Here is a 20,874-nt window from a genome sequence, read left to right as displayed (position 1 = left end):
CAGCTTTTGTTTTACCCTAATTTGATTCCTGAAGTTTTTGTAAAATAATAGTTCTGGTATGGTTTCTTAATTCGCCACGCGCATCTTGTCCTAAACCTTTAGTTTCAATTTTAGCATGAATATGCATGTTGAGAATGCCCGGGCTTCCACTTAAAAAGTTAAAAGAAAAATGTTTTTTATTATCTAAGAAAGTAATGGGTACAATAGGTATTTGATGATCTATAGCTAGCCGAAAAGCTCCGTCCTTAAAAGTATCCAGTATCAAGTTCAGGTCATCAGGAACGCCACCTTCCGGAAAGATGCAAATACTGGTACCATTATTTAACCTATTTTGTGCTTGTGTGAATACTTCTTTTTTACTTTGACGATTCTTTCTATCTACTAAAATACAGGCACTTTTATATACCCAACCAAATACGAGCACTTTACTTAATTCATATTTGGCTACAAACACAAACGGATTGTTGATACCATAGAACATCATCAGAATATCTAACATAGAGGTATGGTTAGCCACAAACATGTAGCTCTGCTTTTTATCTATTTTTTCTTCCGTATTAATTTTTGGAAAGAATCCACAGCAATATAATACAACTGCCGCCCACCCTCGGGCAATTTTAAAAAAGTACGGGTACCACTGCGCTCTGGATAAAAGTATTAATAGTACCGGAAGTAATATAAGTATTGGAAGCATCATTACCAGATAAAACCATATCCGCCAAAGAATAATCAGAATGTTTTTAAATACAATCATTGATATAAAAATAAAGAAATGACGGGAGCGGTTGACTAAAAAAAGTAACTTTGCCGAAATTAATACAAAATATGTCAAGAATTTTGACCGGAGTTCAAAGTACCGGAACTCCACACCTAGGGAACTTATTGGGAGCCATTATTCCTGCAATTCAAATGGCTAATCAGCCGGAAAACGATTCTTTTTTATTTATTGCTGATTTACATTCTTTGACACAAATTAAAGACGCTCAGATACTACGTGAAAATACATATGCTACGGCAGCTGCCTGGTTATCCTTTGGTCTTGATGTATCAAAAACTGTTTTTTATCGTCAAAGCGATATCCCACAGGTCACGGAATTATCCTGGTATTTAAATTGTTTCTATCCCTACCAACGTCTCACCCTTGCTCATTCTTTTAAAGATAAATCGGATCGGTTAGAAGATGTAAATTCCGGCTTGTTTACCTATCCTATGTTAATGGCAGCAGATATTTTATTATACGATGCAGAGATCGTACCGGTAGGTAAAGATCAAGAACAACATATTGAAATGACCCGGGATGTAGCTTCGAGAATTCATAATCAGGTAGGTGAAGTTTTTGTATTACCCAAAGCACAATTTCAGGAAGAAACCATGTATATCCCTGGAACAGACGGTAGTAAAATGAGTAAGTCTAAAAATAATATTATTAACATATTCCTACCAGATAAAAAATTACGTAAGCAAATTATGTCCATAGCTACGGATAGCACACCACTGGAAGAACCTAAAAACCCGGACACCTGTACGGTTTTTGCGTTATATCGTATCCTGGCAGAAGAAGATCAGGTAGCAGACATGCGAAAAGCGTACCTGGAAGGAGGATATGGTTACGGACATGCAAAGCAAGCTTTATTTGAAGTCATTCTGGAAAAATATAAAATGCAACGGGAACAGTTTACCCATTTAATAGACAATCCGGATGAAATTGAAAAGGCTTTAGCTATCGGCGTAGAAAAGGCTAAAAAAGTAGCGGATACGGTTTTAAACAGAATACGGGAGAAACTAGGGTATTAGTAGTGATTTATAGACAACTTCTTATTTTACTACAGGTATTTTAGCAATACTATCTTTTATCTTTTTTTCGACTTTTAAAATAGAATCTTGTATTTTTTGGATAGAATCTTCCTTTTTCTTTACAAGTTCTACGGCTACTTTGTATTTATCAATAGTATCTTTTACCCTTTTAAAAAGTTCTTCATAACGTTTAAAGTCACTGGCATACCAGGCATTATTTTTTGAAAAAGTCAAGCTATCAATTTTATATTTTTCTAAAATATAAGCCTCCGGATTGAACTTACTATCTTCCAATTTCTTTTTAAAGGAACTTTTAGCTGCTTTCACTTTTGCAATTTCATAAAGAATAGTAACCATTTGATCTTCATCAATTATTACTTCGGGTTTATCAGGTTGCTCCAGGCTTTGGCAAGAACTAAACACAATAAAAAATAGTGAGAACCAGATTAGGTATTTCATCGATTAAAAGTTAAGCGTTCTGCGTTCTTTACTTCATAAAACTTAAAGTTTTTATAGACTAAAGCCCCATTCAAAAATGTATGGGTAATCCGTGAGGTAAAAGTATTTCCTTCAAATGGTGACCATCCGCATTTGTATGCAATATTCTCTTTGGTTACCGTCCAGGGAGCATTTAAGTCTACTAAAACAGCATCTGCTTTGTATCCTTCTTTAATATACCCGCGTTTTTCAATTTGAAAAAGAATAGCAGGGTTATGACACATTTTTTCAACGATTTTTTCCAAAGATATTTTACCCTGATGATAAAATTCTAACATAGCAGGCAAGGCATGTTGCACTAGAGGACCTCCGGATGGGGCCTTAGTATATACATTTTCTTTTTCACTTAAGGTATGTGGGGCGTGGTCTGTAGCAATTACATCCAGTTTATCTTCCAGTAAGGCCTTAAATAAAGCTTCTCGATCTTTTGCTGTTTTGACCGCCGGATTCCACTTGATTAAAGTTTCTTTTTCTTTATAATCCTGATCAGAGAACCAAAGATGATGGATACAAACTTCAGCGGTAAGTTTTTTCTCTTTCAGTGGAATATCGTTTCTAAATAGTTCTAATTCTTTAGCCGTAGATAAATGAAAAACATGTAATCGAGCCCCGGTTTTTTTTGCTAAGGCTACCGCCTGAGAAGAAGAAAGGTAGCAAGCTTCTTCACTTCGGATTACCGGGTGCAATTCAATAGGAATATCATCTCCGAATTTTTCTTTATGTTCTGCCAGATTCTTTCTGATCGTAGCTTCATCTTCACAGTGTACGGCTATTAATAAATCCGTAGAAGAAAAGATTTTTTCTAAAACATCCGGGTCATCGACTAACATGTTCCCGGTAGAACTCCCTAAAAATAATTTTAAGGCTGCCACTTTTTTATGATCTACTTTTAAAATTTCGTCCAGGTTATCATTAGTGCCACCAAACATAAAAGAATAATTAGCAAAACTATCCCGGGCGGCAATCGCAAATTTTTCTTCTAATTTTTCTACCGTTGTGGTTTGTGGTGAGGTATTAGGCATTTCAATAAAAGAAGTGATCCCCCCAGCAAGGGCAGCTCTGGATTCGGTAGCAATGGTAGCTTTATGAGTTAGTCCGGGCTCTCTGAAATGAACCTGGTCGTCAATAACTCCCGGAAGCAGATATTTTCCTTCGGCGTCATATATTTCCAGATCCGCGCTTTTTGCACTGATTTGAGGCGCTATTTCCTTAAAAATCCCATTTTCAACATACACATCCCGGTTTTGGATAGTCCCTTCATTCACCACCTGTGCATTTTTAATAAGTATTGTATTCCTGATCATACTTCGTATCGTGTAAAAAGACTATTAAACTTCATTTTTAAAACTCCAAATATTGCTTCGGAAATTATTCCCTTACTCATTTTTGAGGTACCTTTTGTCCGATCGGTAAAGATAACCGGAATTTCTCTTATCTTAAATTTTAACAGGTGTGCTTTAAATTTCATTTCGATTTGAAAAGCATATCCCACAAATTTAATTTTATCCAAATTTATTTTTTCCAACACTTCTCTTTTGTAACAAATAAATCCGGCAGTAGTATCGTATATATCCATGCCTGTGATCCACCGCACATATTTGGAAGCTAGCCAGGAAAGCAAAACCCTGCTCATAGGCCAGTTTACCACATTGACTCCAGTTACATAACGTGATCCTATGGTTACATCCGCATCACTTTTTGCACAACTGTTATACAATCGTATTAAGTCATTTGGGTTATGAGAAAAATCAGCGTCCATTTCAAAAATATACGCATAGTCTCGCTGTAACCCCCATTTAAAACCTGCAATATAAGCGGTTCCTAAACCTAGTTTTCCTTCTCGTCTTATTAAATGCAACCGACCTTCATATTCTTTTTGTAATTTTTTAACCAATCGAGCGGTTTGATCAGGAGAGTTGTCATCTACCACCAGTATATCAAATTCACGTTGTAGCGAAAATACATTTTTGACAATACGTTCAATGTTATCAGATTCATTATAAGTCGGTATGACTACTAAAGCATCTGCCATATAGATGATTTTCGGGCAAATATAAATAAATAAATTTCTTTTCTTTCACCTGTTTGTTTTGACAATGACAGCTAGTAAGGGGTCAATGTTGCACAATAAAAAGAAAGAAGATATTTTTGAAGAAGTATTTAAGTATGGAAGCAATTTACAGAACGGTTACATCTAACAACTGGCTTACACTGGTCATCTTATTCACCTTTATACTCTTAGCAAGTTTAAAGTTATTTTACCCGTATGTATTTCGTGACTTTAGTTTGCTGGTCACTTCTAATAAGTTTTTTACCGTACATCAGAAGGATAATAAAATAGCCAGTATTTTTAGTAGCTTATTACTTCTGGTTCAAATCCTATCCCTCTCTTTATTTATTCACATATACATACAGGTGAGTTATCAGGAACGTATCTCTGAAAATACCTTTAATTTTATTAAGATCAGTTTACTTTGTTTATTAGTACTCGTAGGGAAATTACTTATAGAAAAAATTATTGCTACTTTATTTTCTATAGAAACAATTATTGACTCGTATCTTATTCAAAAAACAGCATACCGCAATTTAGTAAGTGTACTTTTTCTTCCGGTTACCGTCATTTTTTCTTACCTCTATTATCCTTCGGTTATACAAATACAGGTGATTCTAGGTTTATTTTTATTAATCCATTTAATCCTGTTAGGTATTATCTATAAAAGAAATGAAAAATATATATTGAAGAATCTGTTCTATTTTATTTTGTATCTTTGCACTCTTGAAATTGCACCCTATTTTATTTTATATAAGCTTTTTGTGTAGGTATAGGTTCGATTACAAAACGTATTATTTATGAAAGTGAAAACGATCTTGGTTTCCCAGCCGGAACCAAAAGTAGAAAATTCACCTTATTTTGAGCTAGAGCAAAAGGAAAAGGTTAAAATAGACTTTGTTCCTTTTATACATGTAGAAGGATTAGAAGCTAAAGAAGTAAGACAACAAAAAGTTGATCTTTCTCAATATTCGGCTATTATATTGACCAGTCGCAATTCTGTAGATCATTTCTTTAGAATTGCTGAAGAAATGCGTTTTAAAGTTCCGGACTCATTAAAGTATTTTTGTCAAAGTGAAGCCGTAGCTTATTACCTTCAGAAATATGTGGTTTACCGTAAGCGTAAAATATATGTGGGCAAGCGAACTTTTCAGGAATTATCCCCTTATATTAAGAAGTACAAGAATGAGAAGTTTTTACTTCCTTCTTCAGATAAGCTAAAACCGGAAGTTCCTGAAACTTTAGACGGATTAGGGGTCACCTGGAAGCAAGCTATTTTTTACAATACGGTAGTTAGTGATTTATCCGATTTACGGGATGTTTTTTACGATATCTTAGTGTTTTTTAGTCCTTCAGGAATACAATCTTTATTCGAAAATTTTCCGGATTTTAAGCAGAATGATACTAAAATTGCAGTTTTTGGAAATTCAACGATTAAGGCAGCCGAAGAAAAGGGACTGGTAGTTAATATCCAGGCACCTACGCCTAAAACCCCTTCCATGACCATGGCGCTTCATAAGTATATCCAGGAAGTTAACAAGAAATAAGACGTTTTACAATGAACGTTAAGACGTTTTATCATTTCTTTTTAGGTTTTTAATCAGTATTAGTAAAAGATACGCCCATCCAATAATGAGCAATAACCCTCCAACAGGGGTGATCCAGGCTATTTTTTTAAATGAAAAAGAAAGTAATTCGTCAATACTTAATAAGTAAATGGATACGGAAAACAAAATAGTCCCAATCCAAAAAAACATACCTACTCTTTTTTTAGTAGTGCTTGCTATCTGCGGAATATTAGCTAATAATATCAATGCAAGGCCATGATACATTTGATAACGAACCCCCGTATTAAAAGAAGCGATTGCTCTTGCATCCACTAGTTTTTCCAGACCATGTGCAGCAAAAGCTCCTAACAAAACTGATAATAAGGTAAAAGTAACCCCATTTATCAATAAGTAGAATTCAATTTTTAAGTTTCTATTTGTTTCTGTACTAGTCATAAAAGATTATGGCACTTTTAAGAAACAACTAAGTTAGTTCGTTTTATATTCGTAACAAAACGATTGTGCCCTCTCTATGAAAACAATTTTAATCATTGGTGCCGGTAAATCCACATCGGTTCTTATTTCTTATTTACACAAACAGTCCTTTGCTATGGATTTTCAAATTCAGATAGCGGATAAAGACGTAGCTCCTGTTCAAAAAATCGCAGGTTCTTTAGAAAGATGTCAGATAACCTCCCTGGATATTTTTAATGAAATTCAACGCAGGGCTTTAATAACAAAAGCAACTATTGTCATCTCCATGTTGCCGGCTCGCTTCCATATCATCATTGCTAAAGATTGTTTAAACTTAAAAAAACACTTAATTACAGCTTCTTACGTAAGTCCGGAAATGCAGGCGTTACATAAAGACGCTGTAAAGAACAACTTGCTCTTCTTAAACGAAATGGGAGTAGACCCGGGGATTGATCATATGAGTGCTATGCAAATCATTGATCAGATAAGGGAACAAGGCGGAAAGATGTTATTATTTGAATCTTTTACCGGAGGCTTAATTGCCCCTGAAAACGATACCAATTTATGGAACTACAAATTTACCTGGAATCCCCGAAATGTCGTACTAGCCGGACAAGGTGGTGCTGCCGAATTTATCCAGGAAGGCACTTATAAATACATTCCATATCACAAATTATTCAGGAGGACTGAATTTTTACATATTGAAGGCTACGGTAAATTTGAAGCGTATGCAAACCGGAATTCTTTGCACTATCGTGAAAAATATGGTTTGGACAACATACTTACTTTATATCGTGGTACCATGCGAAGAATTGGGTTTTCTAAAGCCTGGAATATTTTTGTTCAATTAGGTATGACCGCTGATAATTATCAACTACATCATTCTGAAGATATGAGTTACCGGGATTTTGTCAACCTGTTTTTAGCCTATTCTCCTACGGATTCCGTCGAACTTAAACTACGGCACTATTTAAAGATTGACCAGGATGATAATATCTGGGATAAGTTGCTTGAACTTGACATATTTAGTGCTACAAAGAAAATTGGAATAAAAAACGCAACTCCGGCACAGGCTTTACAAAAAATACTGGAAGATACCTGGACACTCCAGGATCACGAAAAGGATATGATTGTGATGTACCATAAGTTTGGTTATGAATTGAACGGACAAAAGAAACAAAAAGATGCTACGATGGTATGTGTAGGTAAAAATGCTACGGAAACTGCCATGGCAAAAACTGTTGGGCTTCCGGTAGGTATTGCTGCGTTACAGATACTTAAAAACAAACTGCAATTAAGCGGGGTTCATATACCTATTAATAAAGAGATCTACGAATCGGTGTTAAACGAATTAAAAAAACACGATATTGTTTTCAACGAAAAGGAATCGTTATATTTAGGCTATAATCCTAACGGAGTTCAAGGATAACCGAAAACATATTGAAAAAAGAAGATACATACGTTAAAATTGACGGTATAGATAAGGAACTATTACGCAACTTAATGGAAGATGCCCGTAGGCCTATCCTGGAGATCGCTAGAAAGGTGGGTATCTCCGGTGCAGCTATTCACCAGCGTTTACGTAAATTGGAAGCTTCCGGGCTTATTGTAGGATCTAAATTTATCATTGACCCTAAAATACTGGGGTATAAAACCATGGCTTTTATCGGAGTATTCTTAGATAAAGCAGTCAGCAATCCGAAAGCGGTAAAACAACTAAAAGAAATTCCTGAAGTTATCGAATGTCATTATACCACGGGAAACTGGTCTATTTTTATCAAGATATTGTGTAAGGATAACGAACATTTAATGAATGTTCTTAATAAGAACATTCAACCTATTGAAGGGGTATCCCGTACGGAAACTTTTATTTCTTTAGATCAGCAAATTGACCGACAACTTCATATTTAATCCCTTCTTCCCATAAATATAGAAATAAAATATAGCAGTGTTGCCAAAGAACCTAAAGCAGCCACCAAATATGTTCGGGCGGCCCATTTTAAAGCGTCTTTTGCCCCGGCAAGTTCTTGTGAAGTTACCATATTTTTATTTTCTAACCAGGCTAAAGCCCGGTTACTCGCATCGTATTCAACCGGTAAAGTAATAAAGGTAAATAACGTAGTCATAGCAAATAATAAGATACCTACTAGAAAGATAGTATTTCCTAATAGGGATCCGGTTGCTGAAAGCACGAGACCTACCATAATTACAATATTAGACAGTTTACTGGAAATTCCAACTGCAGGAACAATTTTAGATCTCAGGGTTAACCAACTGTACGCGGTGGCATGTTGAACGGCATGACCACATTCATGTGCCGCTACGGCAGCGGCGGCAGCGTTGCGCTGGCTATACACTCCTTCACTTAAATTAACCGTTTTATTTTTAGGATTGTAATGATCCGTTAGCATCCCTGGAGTTGAAATCACCTTTACATCGGTAATCCCGTTATCATGAAGCATTTTAGTGGCAATTTCTGCTCCACTCATTCCATTTTGCAGATGTACTTGCGAATATTTTTTAAACTTGCTTTTTAATCTATTGCTCACATAAGAACTTACTAAAAAGATAATTCCCGCAATAATATAATAACCCATCATAGTATAATGCTTTACTGTTTCCTTACCGAGTAAATTACAAAAACCTCGCCAATAAGACGAGGTTTTTGAATTAATAAACTTGAGTTAGCCTTCGTCGAGTTTACGTTGTATAAGTTTCAAGCTCTTCAACCGGAAGCTGAAAAGCATCGGATATGGCAGGATATACGATCTTACCATTTATAATATTCAGCCCTAAGGCCAAGGCTTTATTTTCTGCACAGGCTTTCTTCCAACCTTTATTGGCCAGTTGTAAAGCATACGACAATGTGACATTAGTTAATGCCAATGTGGAAGTATAGGGTACGGCTCCCGGCATATTCGCCACCGAATAATGAACTACATCGTCAATGATATATATAGGGTTCTCATGGGTAGTAGGCTTGGTTGTTTCCATGCAGCCACCCTGATCTACAGCGACATCCACCAGTACGGTTCCGGGTCGCATGTCTTTGAGCATATCGCGGGTAATTAATTTGGGTGCTTTTGCTCCCGGAATCAGGACGCCACCAATAATTAAGTCCGAAGTTTTAATATGTTTTCTAATAGTGTACTCATTAGAATATTCGGTATTTACATTAGCTGGCATGGTATCGTCTAGAAAACGTAAACGTTTCATATTGATATCCAGAATGGTCACATCAGCTCCCATTCCCGCGGCTATTTTTGCTGCCTGGGTACCTACCACACCTCCTCCTAATACTAAAACTTTAGCCGGAGCTACTCCGGGTACACCCCCCAATAAAATGCCTCTACCCTTTAAAGGTTTTTCCAGGTATTTTGCTCCCTGTTGGATAGACATTCTTCCTGCTACTTCACTCATTGGAGTCAACAATGGCAAGCTTCGATCCGAATCTTCAACGGTTTCATACGAAATACAAACCGCTTTACTTTTAATCATCGCCCGGGTTAAAGCTTCGCTAGAAGCAAAATGAAAATAGGTAAATAACAATTGATCTTCTTTTATCAAAGCGTATTCCGGTTCGATTGGTTCTTTTACCTTAATGATCATTTCTGCAATATGATATACCTCTTCTATAGTAGGTAATATCTTTGCTCCGGCAGCAATATACTCTTGATCTTCAAATCCACTTTGTATACCAGCAGTATGTTGAATATAAACAGTATGTCCGTGACGAATAAATTCCATAGTACCGGCAGGAGTCAAACCGACACGATTTTCGTTATTTTTGATCTCCTTGGGGACACCAATTATCATATTCGTAGATTTTTGTCGAAAGTACTAGTTTTTTATAACCAAAACAATAGCATTCTTTAAAAAATTATGAAAACAGTAATTTATTATGAGATATACAATAAATTGTTTAAAAAATTAATTTTAAGTAAACAAACGTTAGTTTTTATATGAATTTTTCTAAACACCTCTTTAAATTTCTTTTGGAATAGGAACTTCTTTTAGGTTTCCTAAAGTTTTTCTTTTCTATGTTTCCTACCCCGGCCCTCTCGGAGGGAGGGGGTTTTGCTCTTATAGTTGAAATTTAGAAAATTTCTGGAAGTATTTCTTAAATTATTTATGTGAAGAAGAAATTACCTAATGATAGAAAACATTTTTAAAACTGAAAATTTACAGGTAATGAGTATAAAACTTCTACTTTTTTTCCAGTTTTACTTGTGGCTGGTTCAATCCCTTTTACAGATTTTAATAAACGAGCTACTTCAATACTTAAAGTTAGATTGGAAGAGACTACGTTAATATTATCAATATCTCCGGTTTTATTAATTATAAATAGTGCGTAACACTTCTGTTGACATCCCTTTTTCTTTAAATGTTTAACTATGGATTTTTTAAAATTATTAGAAACATAACGTTTCAATTCATTTGAAATGCATTTATTATTAATTTTAGGATTATCCACTTTTTTACAATTCGGGTGAATTGGAGCATTCACCAAATCTCCTTTAAAAGCTTTTCTCCTTTTTTTAAAATTGACATCTATTCCGGCATATTTTAAAGTAGGTTGATTATTATTTCCGGTTTCTTCAATAAATTTTAGTCGAATATGTGGAGAAGGTTGAGGAATAGCTTCACCACATTCATTCAAAATTTGTTTAAATTCAAAATTAGTATCTATTGCCTGGTATAAAAAATCATTTAATTCTGTCTTATCTTGAAAATTAGACCTAATCGTACCAGGGAATAGTTCATTTTTAGTTTTAACAAAAAAAGAAAAATTTAAGAAAATAGTATCCTTACTTTTTTCTTTTAATATCTTTTGAATTTCCGGTTTGTTTTTTAACTCTTTCTCCAGTACAAATCCTACCTGATTATAAAATTTATCTTTAGAGTTGTCAGATTTGTCTTTTTTTATCCGAATTAAATTGCCTTTTATTTTCTCTTGTGCTGTAAGATTGCTTGCTAAAATTAATCCTATTAAGGCTAAAAATATGTATTTCATTATGCTTCTGTATACTATTCTTCTAATCAAACATGCATAACCAATCAGTAGCTTTACTTACTTAAAAATTTGGTCTCTATTTATAGATTTGATATTTTTTGAAGATACGTTTTATAAATAAGTATACAAAACACATAAAATGTTACAGGTTTTTTAAATTTTTATTTCCCTAAAAACTAAATCTCCCTCAAATCTTCCGTAGGAATCCAACCGATTTTACCGTCTGCCAATTTTATTTTATTCCAGTTATTTACTTTATCCAGAATTTTAACTTTGGTTCCTTTATGTAATTCAAAAGATACTTCACTACGTAGGTTTGGGGCACTTTTTACTTCACTTTCTTCAGAAAAGATAACGGCATATTTTTCATTTTGAACCAGGTTGTATTGCTTGTAGGCAAACAGCACCGAACTGATACTTAGCACCAATCCTAAAATTGCGGTCGTAAAAAATAAACGTTTTTTTAAAGATGTATAGGAAACAAAGTATAGTAATACACTAGCTACAAATAGTAGTATTAAAATGACAGAGGTCCACGCCCAACCATCAAAAGTAAAGGTATTAATCAGGGAGTTTGTCGTTCGGGATACAATACCTTCCGGTAGTACTTCGATGACATCGATTTTTGAATTATTAGCAAATTGTAAATTGTTCTTTATATCGGCATCCCCGGGATCTAATTTTAGTGCTTTTTCATAATATAAAATACTGGGGGCAATCTGGCTTAATTTATAATATGCATTTCCCAGGTTAAAGTATACTTCGGCAGATTCTTCACCATTATTAATGATAGAAAGGTAAGTATCTATTGCTTCCTGGAACTTACCTTCATTATACAATGAATTACCACGCTGAAAAGCTTCTTCGGATTGGGAAAAAGCAAGAGAGGATATTAAAAAGCAAAGTAATAAAACTATCCTTTTCATATTACAATTGTTTATCTAATGATGAAATTACACGTGAAGCCTTGTCATAATCTTGCTGCATGGCCGTGGTAGATGAAGGCGTATACCGGGCAAATTCACAGCTTTCTAATAATGCGATAAACTCAATGGTAGTAGTATCTTCTACGTTCCGCTCTTTTAATAAGCGCTGAATACGGTCTTTACTCATATCACTGGTTTGTATACGCAGTTTGGCTTTTAAATAATTATGTAAGGCCCGCTCCATGGCAATGTAAAATTCTTTTTGATCGCCCAGGTTACGTTTGGCTTCTGATAAATACTTCCTGGCTAATTTATCCGCTTTACGTATGCGGTTACCTTGTACGTCGCCTAGACGTTGTTGTCGTTTTTTACCAAAGAACAAAAACAAAGGTATCGCTAACAAAGGAGTCGTTAATGCCAACCAAAAACCAGTGGATTTAAAGAAATAGCTTCGCTTAACCGATTGTAAATTAGTAGCGGTTTTAATAAACCGAAATTGCTTTCCGGATTGTAATACCTGTTGTTTATTTACCGCATTACCAGTTGTACCCGTAGTATTTGACAAACTTCCACTATCCGGTCCGTTTTTTACTTCGATGATAATTTCTTCGGAATTTATAGTTTTATATGATTCTGAATTTAAGTCAAAATAGGAAAAAGATACCGGCGGAATCGGATACCGACCTTTAAACTGAGGTACCAGCGTATACCGGTCAGAAATACTTCCTTTCATACCACGTAGGTCTGTACGTACATTTTCAGCATGTTCCGGTTCGTATTTTTCTAATCCGTTAGGCACGGTAAGCTTTGGTAATTCAAAAAGACTTAAATTTCCTTGTCCTGAGACTTCTATTCTGGTCTCAAAAGATTCGGTAGCATCTAGTACGGTTCGGCTAGGTAAGACCTTAAAGTCAAAAGAACCCACGGCTCCGGAAAAATTAGCGGGACGATTTTCTTGGGGTAAGGGTTTTACATTAATGGTTCGGGTATTTGCCGTGACTGATTTATCCACCGTATTATAAAATACACTCCCAAAAATATCCCTTCGATTGGTAGGTACATCTACAGAAACCGTAAGGGCCAAAGGTTCCATTTTTAATTTACCGGTTTTTTGCGGGTACAATACCGTTTTACCACACACCACAAAATTATAAGGTTCGCCGTTATATTCTCCACGCTCTACCTTTAATTGTCCAATTTTAATGGATTGACTCCAGAAATCACTGTATTTCGGATTATCTAATTCCCTTAAATTACTAATCCGAATCCTGGGGTGTACGTACAACTTATAGACTACCGTAATCGCTTCATTAAGGTACGGATTACTTTTGGAAACTTCTGCTACCAGATGTAAATTCTCACTAGCAATATATTCCGAATTATTACCATCTTTAGGTTCGCTTACCGCAGAGGTTACGGTAATTGGTACCGGAATGGTTTTGTAGGTGGTGCCATCAATATTAATAGTTGCCTGACCAATGGTAAATCTTCCTTTACGGGTAGGCGTTAAAAAATAACTAAAGGTTTTTTTATACGAACGCTTTCCGTTGATCCAGGAATTGCTAATGGATTGATTCGGGCCACCAACTACCTCAAATCCTAAAAACCTGGGTGGTGAAAAGTTGTCGCCGTCTTTATTCATTTCAAAGTCTACCCGTAAACGCTCATTTACCCCCAGTTTCTTTTTACTCACATTTGCTTCAAAAGTAACTTGTGCAAGTGTAGATAGTACACATAAAAATATACCAACTAGCGTAAGCAGTATTTTTTTTGTTTTACTATACATATCAATATTTATCACGTTGGATAAATTCATTACCAATCTTTTTCTGTTCTAATTTTAGCTCCTTTTACTTTTTCAGCATTGATCTTGCCCTGTACCTTTTTCTCCTGATTATTCATTGCTTCCAGCAAGTTCTTTACTTGTTGAGGAGATAATTGTCCCGGTACAGGTTTAGCAGGTTGTTTTTGCTCTCCTTCTTCTTTCCCTTGCTGATCTTTATTTTGCTCTCCTTCTTTTCCTTCTTCTTCCTCTTTAGGTTGACCATCTTCTCCTTTTTGATCTTCTCCTTCTTTTTCTTCGTCAGACTTCCCTTCATCTCCTTTATCCTCTTTTTTATCTCCCTGATCACCGTCTTTCCCCTGGTCTTTTTGATCCTCTTTATTATCTCCTTCTTTACTATCGTCTTCCTTATTTTCTTCGTTTTGATCTTTTTGATCCTTGTTTTCCTGATCGTCTTTGTTATCCTTATTCTGCTCGTTTTCCTGCTCCTGTTGTTCCAGCATTTTTTTTGCTAAAGCCAAATTATAACGAGTTTCTTCATCTGTTGAATTGTTTCGCAAAGCATTTTTATAAGCTTCTACAGCTTCTTTATACTTTTTTTGTTCCATAAAGGAATTTCCTAAATTATGGAACGCCCGGTGTTTTTCATCTTTACTTTTAGCAATCTTTATAGCCTCATTAAAACGTTGGGTAGCTTCCGTAAATTTTTCGCTGTTATAGTATGCGTTTGCCAAATTGTATTTTGCCCTGGTACTTTCAGGATTTGTATGTATGGCTTTTCTGTAATCTGCTTCTGCCTGCGGAAAATTACCATTTAACACCAATTGATCATTTCCGGTAGCAATAAACTGCTTTGCCTTTTCTATTATTTCGGCCGTATCTTTTTCTTGTGACCTTAATAAAGAACCTCCCAATAGTAATAATATTAAAATAAAAACCTGCTTCATCTTCTCTTTGTATTTATCTTACTTATTTCTGCTCTTGTTCATTAAATAAATTCAGCTTTTTTACCCATGACGTTTTACGTTCCAGTAAAAATATATCTAAAAATAGTAACAATAACCCAGCTGCCAAAAACCATTGGAACTGATCTTTAAAATCAGCTACCTGCTTTGCTTCAAATTCTGTTTTATCCATCCCTTGCAGAATTTCGCTGACTGTATCTGTTACAGCTTTTGTATTCTTACCATCAAGGTATGTGCCATTTGCCTTTTCTGCAATTTGCTGTAAAATTGTCGGGTTTAATCTAGTAATCACGGTTTCACCCTGGCTGTCCTTTTTGTAGCTTTGAACAATTCCGTTTCTTTTAATGGGTATCGGACCACCTTTAGCTGAACCAACTCCGATAGTATATATTTTAATTCCCTGCTCCGCTGCTTCTTCGGCTAAATCTTCTACGTTACCTTCATGATCTTCTCCATCGCTAATAATAAAAAGTACCCGATTGGTTTGCTCCTCATCATCAAAAAAAGTAGTCGCCAGTTCGATGGCTTCGTTGATTGCTGTCCCCTGAGAGGAAAGCATATCGGTGTTCATAGATTGCAAGAACATCTTTGCCGATCCGTAATCCGTGGTTATAGGTAACTGCGGGAAAGCACTGGCAGCATAGGCAATAATCCCCACTCGGTCACTTGCCAGACCATTGATAATTTGAGTGACCAGTTGTTTTGCCTTTTCTATCCGATTTGGCGCAATATCTTCGGCCAACATACTTTTTGATACATCGATAGCAAAAACCACATCAACTCCTTCTCTCTTGACGGTTTCTAATTTGGTTCCAATCTTTGGGTTCACCAGACCCATCGTAAGAAAAGCCAATGCCAAGCAAATAACGATAAATTTTAAGGTAGGTTTAAATACGGATTTATTCGGCGTTAATCTTGATAAGAGGCTTTTATCGGCAAATTTCCGTTGCGCCCGTTTTTTCCAAAATACAACCCCGGAGTACAGTACTACCAGCACCGGTATCACCAAAAGCAACCAAAAATATATTTTTTCTTCTAGTAAATACATAACATAACTTTAAATAAAACTCCGAAATACCGTATTACGTAAAAGTATTTCTATTAGTAATAACAATCCGGCTAATAGCACTAAAGGACGGAATTTTTCTTCGTAATTATAAAATTTGAATTCTTCTACATCCGTCTTTTCTAGTTTATCAATTTCTTCGTAAATCGTTTCCAGCTTTTTATTATTGGTTGCCCGGAAATACTTTCCTTTGGTCACTTTTGCGATTTCTTTTAATAATTCTTCGTCTATTTCAACCGGTACATTGCCAAATTGAAAAGACCCATCCGGTCGGATAGCTACCGGGGACAAAGCAGTTCCGTTGGTTCCTATACCAATCGTATAGGTTTTGATACCATATTCTACGGCAAGTTCAGAAGCTATTTTAGGATCAATAAAGCCGGCATTATTAGAACCATCAGTGAGTAAAATAATTACTTTACTCTTTGCTTTACTGTCTTTTAACCGGTTTACCGAAGTTGCCAATCCCATCCCGATGGCCGTACCATTTTCTAATACGTTATTATAGGCAATATCATTCAAAGCACTTAGCACAATAGCTTTATCACTGGTAATTGGGGTTTTTGTAAAACTCTCCCCGGCATATACGACTAAGCCAATCCGGTCATTAGGTCGACCCTTCACAAATTCTGCCGCTACATCTTTTAAAGCTTCCAGGCGGTTAGGGCGTAAATCCCTTGCAAGCATACTTGCCGAAACGTCAATAGCCATTACAATATCAATCCCACGGGTAGTTTTGGTCTTGGTAGATACATCTACCGTTCGCGGTCGAGCCATGGCAGTAATGACTAAAGCCAGGGCAAATAATCGTAAGGCAAAAAGCAGCGGCTTTAACTTTGCCAGCCAACTATTCCCTAATTTAAAACCTTTAATGGTTGAAATTCTTAACGTAGCATTTAACCGGTTCTTTTGCCAAAAATACCAGGCTATAGCTACCGGGATTAGGAGCAGTAACCAGAATAATTCAGGATTTTCGAACGTGATATTGTTAAACATGGTTACTCAACATTTTTAAGTTCTACGGAATTGATAACCCGTTCATTAATCTTTTTAGCATACTGATCATTGACATCATAAGAAATCATGATCTGTTGAAACCCTCCCTGTTCAGCAAAAATCAACATAGAGTATTCATTTCTTTGTTCTGTTTTAGTAATAGGATTGACTGCTTCGTATTCTCCGTAAATTTTAACCCCTTTAGCACCACCTAATGTTTCATATTCGTCGGATTTAAACGTAATATTTTTTGCCCCTTGCTGTTCTAAGGCTTTTACCGCAAGCTCCGGAACTTTTTCAAAATCTACTTTTCTTTGTTGATTATACTGCATGGTAGTTACGGCAATATAAAAATTACCAATTAGGCTCCCGTAAATAAAAGTTTCGTTCCCCTTTAGGATCTGTTTTTGTTCTTCGGTAAGTTGAAAATTGTTTCGTAATAACACTTTGGGGGTAGAAACTGTCACCGGAGGGAATCCGTAGGTACTACTAATCCAGTCTCCTTCCAATAATTCTTTAGTAGGATGCCCTAACAAGTTATCTTTTACAAAATCATATCCTTTGATAGCAATAAAACTTCCTAAAGTAATGGTAATCACTAAAAAAGCTGCAACTGAACCGATAATGATTCTTTTGATCTTCGCTTTTCTTTCTTTTTCGAGTCGATACTCTTCATCTGCTAGTAACTCCTCTTCGGTGGGTTCGGGAATTGCTTCCTTGGTTTCATTAATTACTTTTTCGATAACCGTTCGATCGGTCTTAGCAGTTTGTATATCCGGCTTGATATTTGCAAATTTTGCCATATCGGCGGTTTTTAAAACCATTTTTAATTCTTCAATGGTATGCGTATCCAGGTTTAAAGTACCGGATTTGGTTTCTTCATCTAGTTTTAAGATTAATTCATCCGTAGTACTTTCCATGGCATGATCATAAATTTCTTCGTCAATATATTTACGGGCAGTATCACTTAACCGGGAATAGTATTCTTTAAAAGATTCCTGTTCGATTAGATGAGATTCATCCAACTCTCGCAGGGATAACATTGCTTTCTCGTAAGGCGGGATTTTCTTTGCCTTCCGTTCGTCAATTTTTTTCTTTCCGAAGAGAAATAATACAACCAGACTTATTAATACTAAAGGAACCAGAATCCACCATAGATATTTTTTCCAATTAAAAAATGAAACCTCCACCTCCTCCAAAGGTTTAATTTCAAACATTTTTTGCTTAGTAGTATCTACCACTACATCATTTATTTCTACAGCAATAGAGTCTGTAAACAAAGTTTGGTCTCCAATAAGTACTTTTTGCCGGGGAATGGTATATTGCCCGGAATCAAATTGGGTGATTTTATATTCCTTTAAAAGTTTTAGCTTATTGGTTTTATCCAGCGTATCAATCGCTAAAGATTCTATTACTTCTAAAGGGGAAAAGGTTTGTCCTTCAGGAAAAACCACGATGGTACCGGGATCTGTAGTAGCTTCTATCTGGTAACTAATGGCAGCTCCTATTTTTACCGAAGTGGAATCCACTCCCGCTTTTACCTGCGCCTTGCTGACTTGAAACACCAGGAAAAATAAGCTGAAGCCTACATACTTCAAAAGTCTGTCGCTAAACTTTATAATACTACTTATTAAATTGTTGTTTAGGTTATGCATGGGTGAATTTGATACTACTTTTAAAGGCTATACTTCTATAATTTTTATCCACGTTGTTTAAAATATCCTAGTAATTTTTTTACATAACTCTGATCTACCCGACTACTTAGCGAACCTGATCCGCTTCGGTTAAAGCTGTCCTTAAAATAACTCACTTTCTTTTTATAATAGCCAGCATATTGTTTCCTGGTGGTTTTTGAACTGGTATTTACCAGCAGTAACTCGCCGGTTTCTTCATCTTCCATTTGTACCATTCCTAAATTCGGAATGTTTTCTTCTCTCTTGTCGTACACCCTAATCCCAGTAACATCATGTTTCTTCCCAACAATTTTAAGGGTATGGTCGTAATCATCTGCAATAAAATCCGATAGGATGAATACAATGGTTTTCTTTTTCATTACACCCGAAAGAAATTTTAAGGCTTCGGTAATATTTGTTTCTTTACTTATTGGATCAAATTCTAACAATTCACGAATAATACGTAGTACGTGGGACCTTCCTTTTTTAGGCGGAATAAAAAGTTCAATTTGATCGGTAAATAAAAGTAGCCCAATTTTATCATTGTTTTGAGTTGCCGAAAAAGCCAGGGTTGCCGCAATTTCAGTAATAATATCTTTCTTAAACTGTTGCTGTGTCCCAAAGAACTGCGACCCGGAAACATCTACCATAAGCATCATGGTCAATTCCCGTTCTTCTTCAAAAACTTTAATATAAGGTTCATTATATCGTGCCGTTACATTCCAGTCAATATTACGAACATCATCTCCAAATTGATACTGACGTACTTCACTAAAAGTCATCCCTCTACCTTTAAAGGTAGAATGGTATTCTCCCCCAAACACATGGTCGCTTAGCCGACGCGTTTTAATTTCAATTTTCCGAACTTTTTTTAGTAACTCTTTGGTATCCATTGCCCCCTAACCCCTCATGGGGGAACTCTTAATTTTATCTGTAATACTTATGTTATTCATAATTCTAAAAAAGCTTTGCTTTTATTATTTAGAACCCCAGTAGCAATCCCCCCGCTATGGCGGGGCTAGGGGGCTTCTATGGTACTTCAATTTCGTTTACAATTTTATTTATAATATCTACAGAGGTTACATTTTCAGCTTCGGCTTCGTAGGTAATTCCGATTCTGTGACGCAATACATCGTGTACTACAGCTCGTACATCTTCGGGGATTACGTAGCCTCTCCTTTTAATAAAAGCAAAACATTTAGCCGCAGTTGCTAAGTTGATACTTCCCCGGGGAGAAGCTCCAAAACTGATTAGCGGTTTGATATCTGCCAGGTTGTATTTTTCCGGATAACGGGTTGCAAATATAATGTCAAGGATATATTTTTCAATTTTTTCATCCATGTAGACTTCCTTAATTGCTTCCTGCGCCCTAAGGATTTGTTCTACGGAGACTACCGGATTTACTTTTTCAAAAGAACCTTTTAAATTAGCACGGACGATCAATTGTTCATCTTCTAGTTTTGGGTAATCAATTACGGTTTTTAGCATAAATCGATCTACCTGCGCTTCTGGCAAGGGATAAGTTCCTTCCTGCTCTACCGGGTTTTGCGTTGCCATTACTAAAAATGGCTTATCTAAAATAAAAGTTTCATCGCCGATAGTTACTTGTTTTTCCTGCATAGCTTCTAACAGCGCACTTTGTACTTTGGCTGGTGCCCGGTTGATTTCATCCGCAAGTACAAAATTGGCAAAAATCGGCCCTTTTTTAATAGAAAAATCATTTTCTTTCATATTAAAAATTAAGGTACCTACCACATCTGCCGGTAATAAATCAGGTGTAAATTGGATACGGCTAAAACTACCATGTACTGCCTTAGAAAGTGTATTAATAGCCAGGGTTTTTGCTAATCCCGGAACACCTTCTAATAAAATATGACCTTTCCCTAACAAGCCGATGAGAAGTCTTTCTACCATATGTTTTTGACCTACAATCACCTTATTAATTTCTAAGGTTAGTAAATCAATAAAAGCCGATTCCTGTTGAATCTTTTGGTTAATTGATGCTATATCAACCGTGCTATGTTCTTCCATTTATACGCAGTTTTGTTTCTGTTTCGCAAATTGTTAAATTCTTTTTCTAATTGTTGT

21 protein-coding genes are annotated in these 20,874 nt (G+C 35.8%); 5 read left to right on the top strand and 16 right to left on the bottom strand.

Going from position 1 to position 20,874, the window contains the following annotated elements; genetic code table 11:
• Nucleotides 1–16: 16 nt before the first annotated feature.
• On the bottom strand, nt 17–754 hold the full coding sequence (locus NBT05_RS06055; RefSeq protein WP_265772597.1) for a lysophospholipid acyltransferase family protein: 738 nt from the start codon (nt 752–754) through the stop codon (nt 17–19).
• 71 nt (nt 755–825) lie between these two features.
• Here NBT05_RS06055 and trpS point away from each other — a divergent pair, with 71 nt between their 5' ends.
• Nucleotides 826–1,794: a tryptophan--tRNA ligase gene (trpS, locus tag NBT05_RS06050; protein ID WP_265772596.1), complete on the top strand. Its 969-nt coding sequence runs from the start codon at nt 826–828 to the stop codon at nt 1,792–1,794.
• A gap of 21 nt (nt 1,795–1,815) precedes the next feature.
• Here trpS and NBT05_RS06045 read toward each other — a convergent pair whose 3' ends face one another.
• The 3 genes from NBT05_RS06045 to NBT05_RS06035 are packed head-to-tail and all read right to left on the bottom strand — an operon-like array spanning nt 1,816 to nt 4,324.
• Nucleotides 1,816–2,253: a DUF4296 domain-containing protein gene (locus NBT05_RS06045; protein WP_265772595.1), complete on the bottom strand. Its 438-nt coding sequence runs from the start codon at nt 2,251–2,253 to the stop codon at nt 1,816–1,818.
• Nucleotides 2,250–3,596 (bottom strand): dihydroorotase, encoded by a 1,347-nt coding sequence (locus NBT05_RS06040; protein ID WP_265772594.1) that lies wholly within the window; start codon nt 3,594–3,596, stop codon nt 2,250–2,252. The genes NBT05_RS06045 and NBT05_RS06040 overlap by 4 nt, the downstream gene beginning before the upstream one ends.
• A complete protein-coding gene (locus tag NBT05_RS06035) occupies nt 3,593–4,324 on the bottom strand; it encodes a polyprenol monophosphomannose synthase (protein WP_265772593.1) in 732 nt (243 codons plus the stop codon). The genes NBT05_RS06040 and NBT05_RS06035 overlap by 4 nt, the downstream gene beginning before the upstream one ends.
• Before the next feature lie 134 nt (nt 4,325–4,458).
• On the opposite strand from NBT05_RS06035, the gene NBT05_RS06030 reads away from it, so the two are divergent.
• On the top strand, nt 4,459–5,112 hold the full coding sequence (locus tag NBT05_RS06030; protein ID WP_265772592.1) for a DUF4271 domain-containing protein: 654 nt from the start codon (nt 4,459–4,461) through the stop codon (nt 5,110–5,112).
• A 30-nt stretch (nt 5,113–5,142) separates the two neighbouring features.
• Complete coding sequence (locus NBT05_RS06025) at nt 5,143–5,889, top strand: uroporphyrinogen-III synthase (RefSeq protein WP_265772591.1); 747 nt, start codon at nt 5,143–5,145, stop codon at nt 5,887–5,889.
• Nucleotides 5,890–5,907: 18 nt separating this feature from the next.
• Here NBT05_RS06025 and NBT05_RS06020 read toward each other — a convergent pair whose 3' ends face one another.
• Entirely contained in the window at nt 5,908–6,345 is a 438-nt protein-coding gene (locus NBT05_RS06020; protein ID WP_265772590.1) for a DUF423 domain-containing protein, read from the bottom strand.
• 76 nt (nt 6,346–6,421) lie between these two features.
• Between NBT05_RS06020 and NBT05_RS06015 the strand changes: the two genes are divergently transcribed.
• Nucleotides 6,422–7,792: a saccharopine dehydrogenase family protein gene (locus NBT05_RS06015; protein WP_265772589.1), complete on the top strand. Its 1,371-nt coding sequence runs from the start codon at nt 6,422–6,424 to the stop codon at nt 7,790–7,792.
• An 11-nt stretch (nt 7,793–7,803) separates the two neighbouring features.
• Nucleotides 7,804–8,274 carry an Lrp/AsnC ligand binding domain-containing protein gene (locus NBT05_RS06010; protein WP_265772588.1) on the top strand — a complete coding sequence of 157 codons (471 nt, stop codon included), beginning with the start codon at nt 7,804–7,806 and terminating at the stop codon, nt 8,272–8,274.
• Here NBT05_RS06010 and NBT05_RS06005 read toward each other — a convergent pair.
• From NBT05_RS06005 to NBT05_RS05955, 11 genes are all read right to left on the bottom strand, one after another.
• Nucleotides 8,271–8,963 (bottom strand): zinc metallopeptidase, encoded by a 693-nt coding sequence (locus NBT05_RS06005; RefSeq protein ID WP_265772587.1) that lies wholly within the window; start codon nt 8,961–8,963, stop codon nt 8,271–8,273. The genes NBT05_RS06010 and NBT05_RS06005 overlap by 4 nt on opposite strands.
• Before the next feature lie 100 nt (nt 8,964–9,063).
• Complete coding sequence (gene ald / locus NBT05_RS06000; RefSeq protein ID WP_265772586.1) at nt 9,064–10,179, bottom strand: alanine dehydrogenase; 1,116 nt, start codon at nt 10,177–10,179, stop codon at nt 9,064–9,066.
• Between the two features lie 352 nt (nt 10,180–10,531).
• Nucleotides 10,532–11,377: a hypothetical protein gene (locus NBT05_RS05995; RefSeq protein WP_265772585.1), complete on the bottom strand. Its 846-nt coding sequence runs from the start codon at nt 11,375–11,377 to the stop codon at nt 10,532–10,534.
• 176 nt (nt 11,378–11,553) lie between these two features.
• Nucleotides 11,554–12,303 carry a tetratricopeptide repeat protein gene (locus NBT05_RS05990; protein ID WP_265772584.1) on the bottom strand — a complete coding sequence of 250 codons (750 nt, stop codon included), beginning with the start codon at nt 12,301–12,303 and terminating at the stop codon, nt 11,554–11,556.
• Between the two features lies 1 nt (nt 12,304).
• Nucleotides 12,305–14,119 (bottom strand): BatD family protein, encoded by a 1,815-nt coding sequence (locus tag NBT05_RS05985; RefSeq protein ID WP_265772583.1) that lies wholly within the window; start codon nt 14,117–14,119, stop codon nt 12,305–12,307.
• Nucleotides 14,119–15,033, bottom strand: coding sequence for a tetratricopeptide repeat protein (locus tag NBT05_RS05980; RefSeq protein WP_265772582.1), 915 nt, complete (start codon nt 15,031–15,033; stop codon nt 14,119–14,121). Before NBT05_RS05980 ends, NBT05_RS05985 begins: the two co-directional genes overlap by 1 nt.
• Nucleotides 15,034–15,055: 22 nt before the next feature.
• A complete protein-coding gene (locus tag NBT05_RS05975; protein ID WP_265772581.1) occupies nt 15,056–16,099 on the bottom strand; it encodes a VWA domain-containing protein in 1,044 nt (347 codons plus the stop codon).
• Between the two features lie 9 nt (nt 16,100–16,108).
• Nucleotides 16,109–17,113 (bottom strand): vWA domain-containing protein, encoded by a 1,005-nt coding sequence (locus NBT05_RS05970; RefSeq protein WP_265772580.1) that lies wholly within the window; start codon nt 17,111–17,113, stop codon nt 16,109–16,111.
• A gap of 2 nt (nt 17,114–17,115) precedes the next feature.
• Complete coding sequence (locus NBT05_RS05965; protein ID WP_265772579.1) at nt 17,116–18,678, bottom strand: DUF4381 domain-containing protein; 1,563 nt, start codon at nt 18,676–18,678, stop codon at nt 17,116–17,118.
• A 134-nt stretch (nt 18,679–18,812) separates the two neighbouring features.
• The gene (locus NBT05_RS05960) at nt 18,813–19,679 is read right to left on the bottom strand and encodes a DUF58 domain-containing protein (protein WP_265772578.1); all 867 of its coding nucleotides are present in this window, start codon (nt 19,677–19,679) and stop codon (nt 18,813–18,815) included.
• A 136-nt stretch (nt 19,680–19,815) separates the two neighbouring features.
• Nucleotides 19,816–20,817, bottom strand: a complete 1,002-nt coding sequence (locus tag NBT05_RS05955; protein ID WP_265772577.1) for an AAA family ATPase — start codon at nt 20,815–20,817, stop codon at nt 19,816–19,818.
• Between the last annotated feature and the right edge of the window lie 57 nt (nt 20,818–20,874).

This window comes from Aquimarina sp. ERC-38, from assembly GCF_026222555.1.
GTDB lineage: Bacteria > Bacteroidota > Bacteroidia > Flavobacteriales > Flavobacteriaceae > Aquimarina.
The sequence above is the reverse complement of the archived record's forward strand: the minus strand, read 5'-3'. Positions and strand labels throughout refer to the sequence as shown.

Excerpts from the sequence above, each read along its gene's own strand:
- NBT05_RS06055 (WP_265772597.1), bottom strand. The coding sequence starts at position 754 with ATGATTGTATTTAAAAACATTCTGATTATTCTTTGGCGGATATGGTTT.
- trpS (WP_265772596.1), top strand. The coding sequence starts at position 826 with ATGTCAAGAATTTTGACCGGAGTTCAAAGTACCGGAACTCCACACCTA.
- NBT05_RS06045 (WP_265772595.1), bottom strand. The coding sequence starts at position 2,253 with ATGAAATACCTAATCTGGTTCTCACTATTTTTTATTGTGTTTAGTTCT.
- NBT05_RS06040 (WP_265772594.1), bottom strand. The coding sequence starts at position 3,596 with ATGATCAGGAATACAATACTTATTAAAAATGCACAGGTGGTGAATGAA.
- NBT05_RS06035 (WP_265772593.1), bottom strand. The coding sequence starts at position 4,324 with ATGGCAGATGCTTTAGTAGTCATACCGACTTATAATGAATCTGATAAC.
- NBT05_RS06030 (WP_265772592.1), top strand. The coding sequence starts at position 4,459 with ATGGAAGCAATTTACAGAACGGTTACATCTAACAACTGGCTTACACTG.
- NBT05_RS06025 (WP_265772591.1), top strand. The coding sequence starts at position 5,143 with ATGAAAGTGAAAACGATCTTGGTTTCCCAGCCGGAACCAAAAGTAGAA.
- NBT05_RS06020 (WP_265772590.1), bottom strand. The coding sequence starts at position 6,345 with ATGACTAGTACAGAAACAAATAGAAACTTAAAAATTGAATTCTACTTA.
- NBT05_RS06015 (WP_265772589.1), top strand. The coding sequence starts at position 6,422 with ATGAAAACAATTTTAATCATTGGTGCCGGTAAATCCACATCGGTTCTT.
- NBT05_RS06005 (WP_265772587.1), bottom strand. The coding sequence starts at position 8,963 with ATGATGGGTTATTATATTATTGCGGGAATTATCTTTTTAGTAAGTTCT.
- ald (WP_265772586.1), bottom strand. The coding sequence starts at position 10,179 with ATGATAATTGGTGTCCCCAAGGAGATCAAAAATAACGAAAATCGTGTC.
- NBT05_RS05995 (WP_265772585.1), bottom strand. The coding sequence starts at position 11,377 with ATGAAATACATATTTTTAGCCTTAATAGGATTAATTTTAGCAAGCAAT.
- NBT05_RS05990 (WP_265772584.1), bottom strand. The coding sequence starts at position 12,303 with ATGAAAAGGATAGTTTTATTACTTTGCTTTTTAATATCCTCTCTTGCT.
- NBT05_RS05985 (WP_265772583.1), bottom strand. The coding sequence starts at position 14,119 with ATGAATTTATCCAACGTGATAAATATTGATATGTATAGTAAAACAAAA.
- NBT05_RS05980 (WP_265772582.1), bottom strand. The coding sequence starts at position 15,033 with ATGAAGCAGGTTTTTATTTTAATATTATTACTATTGGGAGGTTCTTTA.
- NBT05_RS05975 (WP_265772581.1), bottom strand. The coding sequence starts at position 16,099 with ATGTATTTACTAGAAGAAAAAATATATTTTTGGTTGCTTTTGGTGATA.
- NBT05_RS05970 (WP_265772580.1), bottom strand. The coding sequence starts at position 17,113 with ATGTTTAACAATATCACGTTCGAAAATCCTGAATTATTCTGGTTACTG.
- NBT05_RS05960 (WP_265772578.1), bottom strand. The coding sequence starts at position 19,679 with ATGGATACCAAAGAGTTACTAAAAAAAGTTCGGAAAATTGAAATTAAA.
- NBT05_RS05955 (WP_265772577.1), bottom strand. The coding sequence starts at position 20,817 with ATGGAAGAACATAGCACGGTTGATATAGCATCAATTAACCAAAAGATT.